The organism is Chryseobacterium sp. KLBC 52 (assembly GCF_003347605.1).
GTDB lineage: Bacteria > Bacteroidota > Bacteroidia > Flavobacteriales > Weeksellaceae > Chryseobacterium.
The window spans coordinates 32,675-46,150 of sequence record NZ_QDFZ01000004.1 but is presented as its reverse complement, the minus strand read 5'-3'; the positions used below and the strand labels follow the sequence as shown (position 1 = coordinate 46,150).

Below are 13,476 nucleotides of genomic sequence, written 5' to 3'. Positions count from 1 at the left end.
AGCATAATATAATGAAAAGACCAGCATACGTAACAGATAAAGCATTAAAGACATTTATAAAAAGTGCACTTGAGGAAGATATTCAGGATGGAGACCACTCTACCCTATCTACTATTCCACAGGATCTTGTACAAAGTGCCAGGCTTTTGGTAAAACAGGACTGTATTCTTGCAGGCGTTGAGCTGGCAGAAATCATTTTCAACACATTTGACAAAAATCTGAAAGTTGAAGTTTTTATTAAAGATGGAACGCCTTGTAAATTCGGAGATGTAGCACTTACGGTTACAGGAAGTGCAAGGTCAATCCTTTCTACAGAAAGATTTGTACTGAACTGCATGCAGAGAATGAGCGGTATTGCCACCCTTACCCATGAATGGGATTCCAGATTAGTAGGAACCAAAACTAAACTTTTAGATACAAGAAAAACAACTCCCAACTTCAGAATGTGTGAGAAATGGGCAGTGGCGATCGGAGGCGGAACCAATCACAGATATGGTCTTTATGACATGATTATGCTGAAGGACAATCATATTGATTACAATGGAAGCATTACCAATGCAGTAGCAATGGCAAAGGATTACGTTAAAAAGAATAAGAAAAAGTTAAAAATAGAGGTTGAAACAAGAAATCTTGAAGAGGTACAGGAAGCTATCAATGCGAAAGTTGACAGAATCATGTTAGATAATATGGATGTCAAAACCATGAAGGAGGCTGTAAAAATGATCAACGGCTCTTGTGAATCTGAAGCATCAGGAGGAATTACCCGCGATATGCTGAAAGAAATTGCATCGACAGGCGTTACCTATATCTCTGTGGGAGCCCTTACCCACTCTGCTGAGAATATAGATTTGAGTCTCAAAGCAGTGAAATAGCTTTGAATTTTTAACAAAAACACCACCACTTTGTTAAAAATTCAATAACATGACTTTTTTCATACAAAAATTCGATTTTTAGCCATAATATTGATTTTTAACACTTTAACATTATTAAGACTGATTAAAAATTAACATTGAGTTAATAATAGTTAAATTTAATTTTGCGAATTTTGCAGAAAATTAAATCTAATTATTACTAACGATTATGAAATTAATCAACAAATCGATACTAACTGCAGTAATTACTTTATCTACAGCTAGTGTTTATTACGCTCAACAAGTTCAGGACACAGTACAAAAGTCCAAAGATATTGAAGAGGTAATCTTAAGAGGTGTAACGGATATCGCTAAAGATAGAAAAACACCTGTTGCTGCTTCTACCATTAAAGCAGCACAACTTGCAGAAAGATTAGGTAACCAGGAATTACCTGAGATTTTGAACACTACTCCATCTGTTTACGCTACAAAATCCGGAGGTGGTTTTGGTGATGGAGGTCTTACAATCAGAGGTTTCGAATCAAGAAACATCGCTGTAATGGTAAACGGTATGCCTGTTAACGATATGGAAGGTGGTACTGTTTATTTCTCAAACTGGACCGGATTATCCGATGTAACAAGTACATTACAAGTTCAGAGAGGTTTAGGTTCTTCTAAATTGGCTATTGCTTCTGTAGGAGGAACAGTAAACTTCCTTACCCGTTCTGCTGATATGAAAAAAGGAGGGGTTATCAGATTAGGTGTTGGTAACAATGATTATTTAAAAACTTCATTTTCTTACAACACTGGTAAATCTAAAGATGGAGTTTCTGCTTCATTCTTAATGAGCAGACAAGCCGGAGGTACTTATATTGAAAACACTGATTATGAATCTTATGCATACTTCTTTGCATTAGGTTATGAAATCAACAAAAAACATAACTTACAGTTTACTATAACTTCTGCTCCTCAGTGGCACGATCAGCGAACTTTTGCGCCAACAATTCAAAATTATATCAACTATAATCCTGAATACGATGGAAAAAGTCCTTACAGAAGATACAATTCTGACTTCGGATACTACACGGATGCTTCAGGAAACAAAGTTGCTTTAGCAAACAGATCAAACTATTACTCTAAACCGGTAATGATGTTGAACTGGGACTGGACAATGAGTGAAAAGTCTAAATTAAGTACTGTTCTATATATGTCTAATGGTAGAGGTGGTGGAACAGGTGACTTAGGAAAAGTAGGAGGAAAAGGAATGACTGATTTCTATGATGCAGCAGGTCACTTTAACTATGATGCTATCTTCGCAGCTAACGCAGCAGTTAACTTAAATACTGCGGGTGCCGGAAGTACTCTAATTCGTAGATCAAGTATCAACTCTCACAACTGGTATGGTATCTTAGCAAACTTCCAACATAAAATCAATGATAACTGGAATTTCTCAATAGGAACAGATGACAGATATTACTATGGTTACCACTATCAGGTTGTTAGTGATCTTTATGGAGCAGCAGGATATAAAGACAAAGCAAACCAAAATTTTGCTCCAAGAATCGTAAGCAATGCTTATGATTACAAAAAGCTTAGCTGGAATCCTTTTGGAGGTAAACTAGCTCCATCTGAAGATCAGATTGGATATAGCAATGACGGAGAAGTTCTTTGGTACAGTGGATTTGCACAGGTAGAATATACTAAAGATAATCTATCTGCATTCTTACAAGGATCCGTATCTAATCAAGGTTATCAGAGAATTGACAACTTTGTAGTAGACGGAAGTACAGTAAAAGGTCAGACTGTAAACACGAAAACAGGATTTAAAAACCTTTTCGGATATAACATTAAAGGGGGAGCTAACTATAACATCAATGAGCAACATAACGTTTTTGCTAACTTAGGATATTACAGCAAGCAACCTTTCCTAAACACTGTTTACCCAAGTAACCAGCAGTTTATTAATCCTTACCTGTCTAACGAGAAAATTTCTTCTGCTGAAATCGGTTATGGATTCAGATCTGCAAAATTCACTGCAAACGTTAACGTATACAGAACACAGTGGAAAGACAGATGGTTAAGAAAAACAGGTCAGACTTTCACTTTAGCAGACGGTTCAACGACTACAGGTTACTCTGAAATCAACGGTATTACTGAGGTTCACCAGGGAGTAGAATTTGATGGAGTATACAGACCAAACCGTTTCCTTGAAGTTCAAGGGATGTTCTCTTGGGGAGACTACTACTATAAAGGAAATGCTAGTGTAGCTTCTTTTGATGACAATAACAACCCTGTTACTTTAGCTGGTTCAGCAGGTAACGAACTATACCTGGATAAAGTTAAGGTAGGTGGTTCAAGCAACAACAGTATCCCTCAGATGACTGCATCATTAGGACTTACTGTTAAACCGGTAAAAGATCTTAATATCTTTGGAACATGGAGATATGTAGGTAAACTTTATTCTACAATTGATGCAGGAACATTCACTAACGTTTCCGCACAGGAAAGAGGAGTATTGAAATTACCAGATTTCAACCTGTTTGATGTAGGTTTCTCTTACAAAATCAGATTACAAAACGAAGCTCAGTACTTCACAATCGGAGCTAACGTTTACAATTTATTTGATAAAGTTTACATCTCTGATTCTGCTACAAGTGTATTTGCTGACGATAAACCAAAATATCTGGCTGATGGAAAAACACTTAATTCTCAAAATCAGACTTACGAACAACTTGGTATGATGTACAAAGGTCTAGCAACTGGTAACCGTGCTTATTTCGGTTTCGGAACTACCTGGGCAGCAACATTATCATTCAACTTCTAATAATATCATAATATTAGATTTTCTCAATATCAATCCCGGCTTTGAGCCGGGATTTTTGTTATCTTTGTGTACAAAAAAAATAGGATTATGGATTTTTACAACATTTTACTTAATGCCCACAAAGGTTTCGGGTATCTTGAAATTCTTTTGGTAACATTATTTGTTATTGCACTTTTAGCTACCATGTTCGGTTTCAGTGGAAAAGTGAACAAATTTTTGAAGAAAACAACACTTTTCACAATGATTTTCTTCCACGTTCAGTTTTTATTGGGAATCATTATGCTGATCACCACTTTCAGCAAAGGTTTAAACATGGGAGAAGTAATGAAAAATGCAGCATTAAGATTCCAATATGTTGAACATCCATTCTCTATGCTTATTGCAGCAGTTTTGATGACGATTGTCAACAAAAAAGTAAAATCCAATGATACTATTTCTTTAGGAGTAGTAATTATGGGATTGATTGCAGTAGGTTTATTTGCATTTGCATTCCCTTGGACAAGAGTCTTCGGGGCTTAAAACAGACAAAGAAATTATATGCGTTATAATTTATAAATAGTTTAATCTTAAATTTTTAATTAAATCAATGAAAGTAGCTGTAGTAGGTTCAACAGGAATGGTTGGACAAGTTATGCTTAAAGTTTTGGAGGAGAGAAACTTCCCTGTAACAGAATTAATCCCGGTAGCATCCGAAAGATCTGTAGGCAAGAAGGTGAAGTATAAACAGAAGGAATTTACCATCGTAAGCATGAAGGACGCTATAGCTGCCAAACCGGATATTGCTATCTTCTCTGCGGGTGGTTCTACTTCTCTTGAATTCGCTCCTCTGTTTGCAGAAGCAGGAACAACAGTCATTGATAATTCTTCTGCATGGAGAATGGACCCTGACAAAAAATTAGTCGTTCCTGAAATCAATGCTGATGTTTTAACAAAAGAAGATAAAATCATTGCAAATCCGAATTGTTCTACCATTCAATTGGTGATGGTTCTTGGACCTTTGAACAAAAAATATGATTTAAAAAGAGTCATTGTTTCTACCTATCAGTCTGTAACAGGAACTGGTAAAGCTGCTGTAGACCAGTTAAACGGTGAAATCAGCGGAGATGATTCTACTGAAAAAGTATATCCTTATCAGATTTTCAAAAACGCATTGCCACACTGTGATGTATTTGCTGATGATGATTACACAAAAGAAGAGATTAAGCTGATGAAGGAACCTAAGAAAATTTTAGGAGACGATACCTTTAACTTAACAGCAACTGCGGTAAGAGTTCCTGTTCAGGGAGGACATTCTGAAAGCGTAAACATTGAATTCGAAAATGAATTTGAACTGGACGAAGTAAGAAAAATCTTATCTGAAACTCCTGGAGTAATCGTAATGGATGATGTAAAAAACAACCACTACCCGATGCCCCTTTATTCAGAAGGAAAAGATGAAGTTTTCGTTGGAAGGATCAGAAGGGATCTGTCACAGCCTAAAACGCTCAACCTCTGGATCGTTGCAGACAATCTGAGGAAAGGAGCAGCAACCAACGCTGTACAAATTGCAGAATACCTTGTAGCAAACAACTTAGTATAAACTAACAAAATAAAAAGAGTCTCAGAATTGAGATTCTTTTTTTTATCAAACACAATTATGAACACCCAGAAAAATGCCCATAAAGAAAAAATAGGATTTCAGAAGCTCATCGCCACATTCGGAATTATCCTTTTTGTCGGAAAAATTATTGCATGGAAGCTTACCAATTCTGATGCTGTGTTTTCTGATGCTATGGAAAGCATCGTCAATGTCATCAGTGCATTCATGGGGCTCTATTCTCTCCATCTTGCAGCCAAACCTAAAGATGATGACCATCCGTATGGCCATGGGAAAGTAGAATTCGTAACTTCCGGAATTGAAGGAGCTTTGATTGCCATAGCCGGTGTTATGATCATCTATGAAGGAGTTCACAGTCTTATTGTAGGAAAAACGCTGAGCAAAATTGATCTTGGGATATGGATTATCGCAGCCACTGCAGTTATTAACTACCTGCTGGGGTATATTTCCATCAAGAAAGGGAAACGGGAAAATTCTCTGGTTCTGATCTCTTCCGGTAAACATCTTCAGTCGGATACCATTACAACCCTTGGCGTAGTGGCCAGTTTAATCATTGTTTACTTCACAAGAATCTATTGGCTGGATTCAGTAGTAGCTTTAAGTTTTGGGCTTTACATCATATTTGTAGGCTATAAAATCGTTCGAAAATCTCTGAGTGGTATTATGGATGAGCAAGATCCTGAAATACTAAATCAGGTGATTAAAATCCTTGAAGAAAACAGACAAACAGAATGGATTGACGTGCACAATATGAAAATCCAGCAATTCGGTTCCTCATTACACATTGATGCCCATATTACTCTTCCATGGTATTATGACCTTCGTGATGCTCATGGAGAAATGGAAAAGGTAATTATCCTTCTTGCTAAAAATATTAAACGTACTATTGAGTTCAATTTTCATATGGATGACTGTAAACCGATTTCATGCCCGGTCTGCCAAATCAAGGACTGCCCTGTCCGTGAAAAAGATTTCGTCAAGCGTGTAGAATGGACGCCGGAGAATGTGACCAGTGTGGATAAACACACAATTCATGAAGGTGAATAAAAAACCCGTTTCATTCCTATTTTTCTTTATCAATCATCTGCTTTCTATAATAAAATACAGGAACAATCAAAAGGATAATCAACGGCTGAATCACAAATCTTCTCATATAAAAAGAAAAAAGATATCCTATTTCAAACTTGCTGTGAATACAGTAAAGGTAAATCGGTAATGTAATGGCAAAGACAACAATCATCATCACCGCTCCCTGTATAGTCCAGTCTTTATTTTTGAATAAACCGTAGATAATCAGGCAGGAAAAAAAAAGATTTAAAATAAATCTGAAAACATGTCCGGCAATCAATTTTCCCCACTCAAAGGCAGGGAACTCAATATGTTTATTGGCTTCGTGAAAGTAGTCTAAAAAAGGATCATAAAAAATAATTCCTTCCACGGCTCTTACACTTATCAATCCGCAGATTCCTGCGATCACCAGAAACCAGCTAAGAATTTTCATGTTTTAAAGCAAAAAATTTAATCCAGATTAACCACAGTAAAACCACACTTCCGTAAATAATGGCAGGAAAAATGAAATCGTGAAACATCTTTCCGTATTCCTTATAGTCAGACATAACGATATTCAATCCTACAATCCTTAAAAGATTGATAATATACAATAATACCAATCCTGCTCCCACAAAAACAAAGGTTTTCATTCCCTTATAAAAGGCAAAAACAAAAGATACAAATAAAATAATGACAGAAATGGCATTGCACCCTTCTACCATTCTCGTCACATAATTCTGTTTAACATAAAACCAAACCTGCTCGTTCTTTACATCGTCATAAAGTTCTGTAGGATAACCTATCGCGTTCTGCAGAGAAGTTACCTGATTGGCAATCATTCTTGAAAAAGAATCCAATCCGGAGTCTTTCCCACTATTCAGATAAAACTGATAGGCAAAAAGCAGCACCAGGTAGATAACAATAAAACGCAATAAAATACCTAAAACAGGTTTAAAGTCTTTCAGCATACTACAAAGATAAAAATTAGCATGTAATATCCTGAATTTGAATAAAGAAAGTTAAAAATCAGGAGTAAAACCCAACCTATTCCGGATCTAAGCCTTAAAATTTTTCATAAAAACATTCAATAGATGTAAAATTATACAGTTCTGTCTTGATACTCTTTCGTATTACTAATCACTTCTTTACACTATAATTTCCAACTCATGTTAATTTAGTATATTTGTTTCCATATTATGACTTCTGAAAACGCAAAACGATTTTTTGAAAACCATTTAGGTAAAAAATCTTCCGAATTCGTCACATTAGCTCAAAGCGGCTCCGCGAGGGTCAATTTTCTGGCCACTGCCGGTACCGAAAAATACATCATCACGTACAATGAAAATATCCCGGAAAATGAAAGTTTTCTTTATTATTCCCAGGTATTCTCAGAGCTGAACCTTAATACTCCTACCATTCTTGCTGTTTCACAGGACAGAAAGATGTATATCCAGGAATTTTTGGGACAACAGACCCTTTCTGATGTGATTGCAAAAGAATACTTGTCACCCACCGTAAAAGCTTTGGTACAACAGACTCTGGAAAAGCTTTACCAACTGCAGATGCAGACACAGGGAAAAATTGATTTTTCAAAAACCTTTGAATATGAAAGTTATGATGAACTCCCTGTGATTCATGATCTTTATTATTTCAAAAACTTTGTGGCCGATTTTCTGGAACTTGAATACAACAAATCAACACTTCTCAAAGAATTTAAAAGAATTGCAGCACTTATTGAGAACCTTGAACCTAAAGGAATTATGATCCGTGATTTTCAGGCAAGAAATATCATGGTGAATGAAAAGAATGAAGTCTCTTTCATCGATTACCAATCGGCAATGAAAGGACCGTTAATGTATGATGTTATCTCGTTTCTTTTTCAGGCTAAAGCCAATTTCCCGGAAGATTTCAAACAGGAAATGCTGGAATATTATATTGAGCAGTATGAAGATCCTGAAACAAAGGTTCAGTTAAGAAATGCAGTGATGCCTGTTCAAATGATGCGATTTCTGCAAGTTTTGGGAGCATACGGATTCCGGGGGCTGATACAGAGGAAACAGCATTTCATGGCCAGTCTGGACCAAGGAATTCAGAATATAACACAATTTGCAGACTCATGGCAACAGATGAACAATTACCCGGAACTGCAGAAAGTAATTCAGCAACTGACATCAGAGAAGGCAAAGCAAAAAATTGAGGAAATAATAAATAAGTAAGTCTTCGGCTCCGCTCAGACTGACAGATCAAAATATCTGAGCAAATACGAAGCAATTTTAAGATAACTAAATAAACTTTAATGGTTTAAAAATAAAAAAATATGCTACACATCGAAATACACAGTTTTTCATACAAAAAAGGAGGAATCCCTAAAGACAATACAGGAAATGGCGGAGGTTTCGCTTTTGACTGCCGTGGAATTTTAAATCCGGGAAGGATTGAAGAATATAAAATCCAGACCGGGAATGACATTGGCGTTCAGGAATATCTGGAAACAAAAACGGAAATGCCAAAGTTTCTGGAACTGGTAAAATCTCTTGTTTCCATCAATATTGATAATTATCTGGAAAGAGGCTTTGAACATCTTCAGATTAATTTCGGATGTACAGGCGGACAGCACAGATCAGTATATTGTGCCATAAAAATTGCAGAATTTATCAAAGAAAAATATCCCGAAGGAACTCAGGTAACCCTTCAACACGATGAACAACCGCAACTGAACATTAGTAATCAGTAATGAGCAATAAGTAATTCTCTCATTACACTTATATTACTCATTACCTATCATTCATTACTTATACTATTATGAAAGCTTTAATTTTCGCAGCAGGAAAAGGTACCAGATTGAAACCTTTTACAGATCACCACCCGAAAGCTTTGGCAAAAGTCAATGAAATTCCGCTTCTGGAAAGAAATATAAAATACCTGAAAAGCTTCGGAATCACTGATTTTGTTATCAACATTCACCATTTTGGAGAACAGATTGTTGATTTTCTCAATAAAAACAATAATTTCGGATGCAAGATTGAAATCTCTGATGAAACCAATGAACTTCTGGAAACAGGCGGCGGCTTGATATTTGCAAGAAAATTTTTAGATCACGGAGAAGATTTTTTAATCATGAACGCTGATATTCTGACCGATCTGAACATCAATGCATTGGTAGAATATCACAAAAAGATAAAAGATTTTGCTACTTTAGCGGTTTCGGACAGAGAAAGTTCGAGAAAACTCCTTTTCAATGATGATATGGTTTTGAGAGGCTGGCTGAATGTGCAAACCGGAGAACAGAGGCTGGCAGAATTCAATAAAGGCTTTAAAGCTCTTGCATTCAGTGGAATCCATTGTATCAATCCTGTCATCTTTGAAAAAATAAAAAGAACAGGCAAATTCTCTGTTATGGAAGAATATCTGGATCTTATGCAGACCGAGCACATACATGGTTTTGTACATGACAGTATTCTAATTGACGTCGGAAGACCTTCATCCGTAATAGAAGCCGAAAAACATTTTAAATAAATTTTTGCAATGGAAATTGATGGAACCAGGGATGAAAGTTTAGTAAATCCAGAACTTGATAGCAACGAAACAAAACTGCATAACAGTTTCAGACAGAAAACCTGGGACGAAACAATCACCAAAGACAGCTGGATGGTCTTCAAGGTCATGGCTGAATTTGTAGACGGCTATGAGAAACTGGCTAAAATTGGCCCATGTGTTTCTATATTTGGCTCTGCCCGACTGAAGCCGGAGAACAAATACTATGAAATGGCAGTAGATATCGCTGAAAAGATCACCAAACTAGGTTTCGGAATTATTACCGGAGGCGGCCCGGGGATCATGGAAGCAGGAAATAAAGGGGCTTTTAATGCCAAAGGGAAATCGATAGGACTTAATATTGACCTTCCATTTGAACAACATTTCAATCCTTACATCAATAAATCCTATTCTATGAATTTTGATTACTTTTTCGTGAGAAAAGTAATGTTTGTAAAATACTCTCAAGGTTTCGTAGTAATGCCCGGAGGATTCGGAACGCTGGATGAACTTACTGAAGCGATGACCCTGATTCAGACCAATAAAATAGGAAAATTCCCAATTGTTTTAGTAGGAAGTGAATTCTGGGGAGGACTACTGGATTGGTTTAAAGCAACTCTGTTAAAAGAGGGAATGATTGCTGAAGATGATCTTGATCTTTATCGTGTGGTAGATACGGCTGACGAAGCTGTAGCGCATATTAAGGCCTTTTATGATAAATATTCTGTGAATGTAAATTTTTAATTGGCATATTATTTGTGACTTATAACGAACAAGTATGATTGTAAATCTATTAATTAAGATGAAAAAACTTTTATATATATCAGGAATTTTAACATTTTTTGTGTTAATGAGTTTTATGTATGTAGACTTTTTCTCTTCAATGACCAAAGTTGACTATATTGATGGAAGCAAGACATTGAAGTTTACCACAAAAATGAATACAAGCCATATCTCTGACGCTATTAAAATTAACCCTAACACGGCAGGATTTGAGGCAGAGGTAAAAAAATATGTGAACAATAATTTTGATGTATTTGTCAATGGGTCACCCAAAACGATTACCTTTACGGGAAGTCAGGTCAGTGGAGAAACAGTATGGGTATATTTTGAAACCGGAGGTGTTTCGGATATCAATACCTTAAAGATTAAAAATACGATCCTTTTAAGCGCTTTTCCTAAGCAGATCAATCTGGTAAACATTGCCTATAAAGGCAGCCAGAAAACAATGAACTTCCAAAGAGGAAAAGAAGTGAACGAGGTTTCTTTTTAAACAAAAATTAGATTTAACCATTATAAAATGGGTACCCTGAAAAATTAAATTTTCAGGGTATTTTTTTGTCTGGGAAAACAAATCACATAAAAGAGATTAATTAAGTACAAATACCTAATCATAAATTTCAGCATTTTCACTCTAATATTTTCATTTCCAGCAATGTACATTTGTAATGTAATTACAACCAAGAGGTGAAGCCGGAATCACTTAAATAACGGGGCGGAATCTGAAAAGCCAAATGAGTAAGAAACACCAGACAAAAACTAAATATCATGGAAGATATAGAACTAAAATCATCCAGTCAGGAAATTGATGTCCTGATCGTTATTGACACAGATTATGTAAGATCTACTTATCCAAATCCAAGTAAGGATCCTAATAATCCTACAGGAATTGATCACAACAGCCAGCATATGATCGTTTCAAATGCCAACGCTATTTCCGGACAGGGAACAGCTGATCTGAACTTCAGTGCAAGAGCCGGAGATATGGTTTCTTTCAGAGGAACATCAATCTATCAAAATTCTGATGATGCTGTGATCATCTACAATATTAAATACTGGTCCGGTGATCAGGTTTTTAACAGCTTTATGTACAATTCTGTTGAAAGAAGACAGGCTGCGGTACCTAATCTGAATTCTCAAAACGGTCTTCCTGCTGCCAGCGCTGATATTACTTTTGCAAGTATCGATTCTAAAGTAAAAGCTACAGGTACAGAGAATTTCTATGTACAGTTTGGACTTTATATTCTAGATCCGAATGACAGTAACAAACAGATTCTGTACGGTTACTTTTACTGGGATCCAACAATTACGGTTAAATAAACGCAAGTAAAATCTAGTATAAATAAAAATCGGGCAGCTTGAAAGCTGCCCGATTTTTATAAATATATTAGAATATATTTTATCCTAATGAATTACTCAATTTTGATGTTATCAATCTGAAGATCATACACTCCATCTTTTCCTGTTTTAAGGGCAAACATTGTTTTTCCAGCGGTAGTATTAAGATCGGTAAGACCTGTAAGCGTAAGCTCAATCAGTCTCCATTGTCCGTTCGTATTGATAGATCCGTTATATGAATTCGTACTTTCCGGGCTTAAAGTAGCACCTGTAGAGAATGTTGCTAAATTGAATGTATAGAAAGCAGATGTATTAGGAGCTAACGGTGTTGCTCTGTATACATTGAAAGAAAGTGATTTTCCTGATGCAGTCCCTTTGATATACATTGTAATTCTCTTCGGAGCTGCTGGTATTCCTGATGCCGCATTCGCTGTAAATACATAATCATTATTGGCAGGTGTACCTTTAATCTGAAGGGAGTTTGTATCATTATATCCCAAACCAAGACCCTGAGAGGCATAAGACATAAGTCCAAAGCTATTTAAACTTGACAGGAAAGATGGCCAGTTCTCAAAATCAGAGCTCGGGAAAAGATTAACGGCATTAGCAGATGGAAGTTCCGGCTCACCTGGAGTGAATCTGGCGTTCGGGAAGTTAATATCATTAAGATCTCTTATATAAGCCTGATCTGTGAAAATTGTCGCATTACTTGAACTCGTAAAACGGCTTAAAAGAAGAACGATATCACCACTTTTTTCATATTTAGGAGAGATCGGAGATTTCGCAAACGTTGCATAGTTGCTGAAACGAAGGTCTAATCTTCCTGCTTTTTTATCCGTAATATAACGATCACCTGTAGCTGATTCATCAGCAAAAGTTTTTGTCAGCTCAGGCTCTTCAAACTGAACGTTTTTAATTTTTACAAGCTGGTTGATGTGAGCACCGTTTTTCAAAGCATCAGAGATAGAGTTAAACTCCAATGGCTTCATTGCAGCTACTACAGGCTTTTGCCCATCGCAAACTCTTGCCAGGTAATTGGATACTTTATTCGGGTTAATTCTACCGATAGGATAGTTTGGATCATAAGTACCTACTTTAATATTTCCGTTAACACCCTGAACGATCAATCCTTTCAGGTTAATTCTTACTAAAGCTCCTGTAGGATAATCAAGATATTGGTTTCCGCCATCGATATCAATCTCGATCCCTTGAGTCGGGTTTTCAGGTTTATCCTGAAGGAACATCATTTTGTAAATATTTCCTGACTCATCGCTTGAAGAAACATAAGCTTCAACAATGTAGTCTTCTTTGATAATATCAGCTTCACCCGGTTTTGCTTTTGCAATGGTAGCAAGGTCAGTAAGTGGGTGATTTGCAGCTGCAAATCTGTTGGTACATTTGATTTCCGGCACTTCATAATCATCGGTTTTTACACAAGACGAGAAGGACAGCATTGAAATAGCACTGAAAATCGCCGCTTTAAAATATATATTTTTCATTGT

Annotated in this window: 14 protein-coding genes; 11 read left to right on the top strand and 3 right to left on the bottom strand. The window is 36.3% G+C overall.

Annotated features, from left to right (window positions below; translation table 11 throughout):
- The first annotated feature begins 11 nt into the window (after positions 1-11).
- The 5 genes from nadC to DDF69_RS05085 all read left to right on the top strand — a co-directional run bounded on the left by nadC (position 12) and on the right by DDF69_RS05085 (position 6,319).
- Positions 12-872 carry a carboxylating nicotinate-nucleotide diphosphorylase gene (gene nadC, locus DDF69_RS05105; protein WP_114819828.1) on the top strand — a complete coding sequence of 287 codons (861 nt, stop codon included), beginning with the start codon at positions 12-14 and terminating at the stop codon, positions 870-872.
- 208 nt (positions 873-1,080) lie between these two features.
- Positions 1,081-3,675: a TonB-dependent receptor gene (locus DDF69_RS05100; RefSeq protein ID WP_114819827.1), complete on the top strand. Its 2,595-nt coding sequence runs from the start codon at positions 1,081-1,083 to the stop codon at positions 3,673-3,675.
- An 87-nt stretch (positions 3,676-3,762) separates the two neighbouring features.
- Positions 3,763-4,194 carry a hypothetical protein gene (locus DDF69_RS05095; protein WP_034691532.1) on the top strand — a complete coding sequence of 144 codons (432 nt, stop codon included), beginning with the start codon at positions 3,763-3,765 and terminating at the stop codon, positions 4,192-4,194.
- A gap of 67 nt (positions 4,195-4,261) precedes the next feature.
- Positions 4,262-5,254 carry an aspartate-semialdehyde dehydrogenase gene (locus tag DDF69_RS05090; protein WP_047427247.1) on the top strand — a complete coding sequence of 331 codons (993 nt, stop codon included), beginning with the start codon at positions 4,262-4,264 and terminating at the stop codon, positions 5,252-5,254.
- A gap of 57 nt (positions 5,255-5,311) precedes the next feature.
- A complete protein-coding gene (locus tag DDF69_RS05085) occupies positions 5,312-6,319 on the top strand; it encodes a cation diffusion facilitator family transporter (protein WP_114819826.1) in 1,008 nt (335 codons plus the stop codon).
- A gap of 16 nt (positions 6,320-6,335) precedes the next feature.
- Here DDF69_RS05085 and DDF69_RS05080 read toward each other — a convergent pair whose 3' ends face one another.
- Both DDF69_RS05080 and xrtF read right to left on the bottom strand, forming a co-directional pair.
- On the bottom strand, positions 6,336-6,773 hold the full coding sequence (locus tag DDF69_RS05080; protein ID WP_114819825.1) for an exosortase F system-associated membrane protein: 438 nt from the start codon (positions 6,771-6,773) through the stop codon (positions 6,336-6,338).
- Positions 6,760-7,290, bottom strand: coding sequence for an exosortase family protein XrtF (gene xrtF / locus DDF69_RS05075; protein WP_114819824.1), 531 nt, complete (start codon positions 7,288-7,290; stop codon positions 6,760-6,762). Before xrtF ends, DDF69_RS05080 begins: the two co-directional genes overlap by 14 nt.
- A gap of 228 nt (positions 7,291-7,518) precedes the next feature.
- On the opposite strand from xrtF, the gene DDF69_RS05070 reads away from it, so the two are divergent.
- The 6 genes from DDF69_RS05070 to DDF69_RS05045 all read left to right on the top strand — a co-directional run bounded on the left by DDF69_RS05070 (position 7,519) and on the right by DDF69_RS05045 (position 11,956).
- Positions 7,519-8,538, top strand: a complete 1,020-nt coding sequence (locus DDF69_RS05070) for an aminoglycoside phosphotransferase family protein (protein WP_114819823.1) — start codon at positions 7,519-7,521, stop codon at positions 8,536-8,538.
- A 101-nt stretch (positions 8,539-8,639) separates the two neighbouring features.
- Positions 8,640-9,056 (top strand): RNase adapter RapZ, encoded by a 417-nt coding sequence (locus tag DDF69_RS05065; protein WP_114819822.1) that lies wholly within the window; start codon positions 8,640-8,642, stop codon positions 9,054-9,056.
- A gap of 68 nt (positions 9,057-9,124) precedes the next feature.
- On the top strand, positions 9,125-9,838 hold the full coding sequence (locus DDF69_RS05060; RefSeq protein ID WP_114819821.1) for an NDP-sugar synthase: 714 nt from the start codon (positions 9,125-9,127) through the stop codon (positions 9,836-9,838).
- A 9-nt stretch (positions 9,839-9,847) separates the two neighbouring features.
- Entirely contained in the window at positions 9,848-10,600 is a 753-nt protein-coding gene (locus DDF69_RS05055; RefSeq protein ID WP_114819820.1) for a TIGR00730 family Rossman fold protein, read from the top strand.
- A 58-nt stretch (positions 10,601-10,658) separates the two neighbouring features.
- Positions 10,659-11,129, top strand: a complete 471-nt coding sequence (locus DDF69_RS05050) for a DUF6702 family protein (protein ID WP_226798727.1) — start codon at positions 10,659-10,661, stop codon at positions 11,127-11,129.
- Positions 11,130-11,404: 275 nt separating this feature from the next.
- Positions 11,405-11,956, top strand: coding sequence for an inclusion body family protein (locus DDF69_RS05045; RefSeq protein WP_114819819.1), 552 nt, complete (start codon positions 11,405-11,407; stop codon positions 11,954-11,956).
- A gap of 92 nt (positions 11,957-12,048) precedes the next feature.
- Here the strand turns inward: DDF69_RS05045 and DDF69_RS05040 are convergent, their stop codons facing one another.
- The gene (locus tag DDF69_RS05040; RefSeq protein WP_114819818.1) at positions 12,049-13,473 is read right to left on the bottom strand and encodes a DUF5689 domain-containing protein; all 1,425 of its coding nucleotides are present in this window, start codon (positions 13,471-13,473) and stop codon (positions 12,049-12,051) included.
- Between the last annotated feature and the right edge of the window lie 3 nt (positions 13,474-13,476).

What these genes read in the sequence shown, in the direction of transcription:
- DDF69_RS05085 (WP_114819826.1), top strand. Translation starts at nt 5,312, where the DNA reads ATGAACACCCAGAAAAATGCCCATAAAGAAAAAATAGGATTTCAGAAG.
- DDF69_RS05065 (WP_114819822.1), top strand. Translation starts at nt 8,640, where the DNA reads ATGCTACACATCGAAATACACAGTTTTTCATACAAAAAAGGAGGAATC.
- xrtF (WP_114819824.1), bottom strand. Translation starts at nt 7,290, where the DNA reads ATGCTGAAAGACTTTAAACCTGTTTTAGGTATTTTATTGCGTTTTATT.
- DDF69_RS05080 (WP_114819825.1), bottom strand. Translation starts at nt 6,773, where the DNA reads ATGAAAATTCTTAGCTGGTTTCTGGTGATCGCAGGAATCTGCGGATTG.
- DDF69_RS05040 (WP_114819818.1), bottom strand. Translation starts at nt 13,473, where the DNA reads ATGAAAAATATATATTTTAAAGCGGCGATTTTCAGTGCTATTTCAATG.
- DDF69_RS05060 (WP_114819821.1), top strand. Translation starts at nt 9,125, where the DNA reads ATGAAAGCTTTAATTTTCGCAGCAGGAAAAGGTACCAGATTGAAACCT.
- DDF69_RS05070 (WP_114819823.1), top strand. Translation starts at nt 7,519, where the DNA reads ATGACTTCTGAAAACGCAAAACGATTTTTTGAAAACCATTTAGGTAAA.
- DDF69_RS05045 (WP_114819819.1), top strand. Translation starts at nt 11,405, where the DNA reads ATGGAAGATATAGAACTAAAATCATCCAGTCAGGAAATTGATGTCCTG.
- DDF69_RS05095 (WP_034691532.1), top strand. Translation starts at nt 3,763, where the DNA reads ATGGATTTTTACAACATTTTACTTAATGCCCACAAAGGTTTCGGGTAT.
- nadC (WP_114819828.1), top strand. Translation starts at nt 12, where the DNA reads ATGAAAAGACCAGCATACGTAACAGATAAAGCATTAAAGACATTTATA.
- DDF69_RS05100 (WP_114819827.1), top strand. Translation starts at nt 1,081, where the DNA reads ATGAAATTAATCAACAAATCGATACTAACTGCAGTAATTACTTTATCT.
- DDF69_RS05050 (WP_226798727.1), top strand. Translation starts at nt 10,659, where the DNA reads ATGAAAAAACTTTTATATATATCAGGAATTTTAACATTTTTTGTGTTA.
- DDF69_RS05055 (WP_114819820.1), top strand. Translation starts at nt 9,848, where the DNA reads ATGGAAATTGATGGAACCAGGGATGAAAGTTTAGTAAATCCAGAACTT.
- DDF69_RS05090 (WP_047427247.1), top strand. Translation starts at nt 4,262, where the DNA reads ATGAAAGTAGCTGTAGTAGGTTCAACAGGAATGGTTGGACAAGTTATG.